We start from the raw sequence: 239 nt of genomic DNA, 5'->3' as shown, positions 1-239 counted from the left end.
TATTTGGTTTTATAACCATCCGGGGAGTTATTCTAACCCGGAACGAAGGGTTCTCCTAAGAATCCTGTTTAGGAATTGAAAAAATTCGGTAAGCGTTCGCTGTCGTTATATTCTCAATGTCTGCTCTCCCCATCCCTTTAAGTTCTGAAAGTTTCTGCACTACATAGCTGAGATAAGCCGGCTCATTCCTTTTTCCCCGGAAAGGCACCGGGGAGAGGTAGGGTGAATCCGTCTCCAGG

Annotated in this window: 1 protein-coding gene; it reads right to left on the bottom strand. The window is 46.0% G+C overall.

The features are described from left to right. Nucleotides 1-55: 55 nt before the first annotated feature. Nucleotides 56-239, bottom strand: a 184-nt coding sequence (locus SAZ04_RS22925) for a TatD family hydrolase (RefSeq protein WP_332700095.1), incomplete at its 5' end; no start/stop codon positions are given.

Origin of the sequence: Halalkalibacter lacteus (assembly GCF_036663595.1) — a bacterium.
Lineage (GTDB): Bacteria > Bacillota > Bacilli > Bacillales > Bacillaceae_D > Halalkalibacter > Halalkalibacter lacteus.
This window is presented reverse-complemented; position numbering and strand designations above follow the sequence as displayed.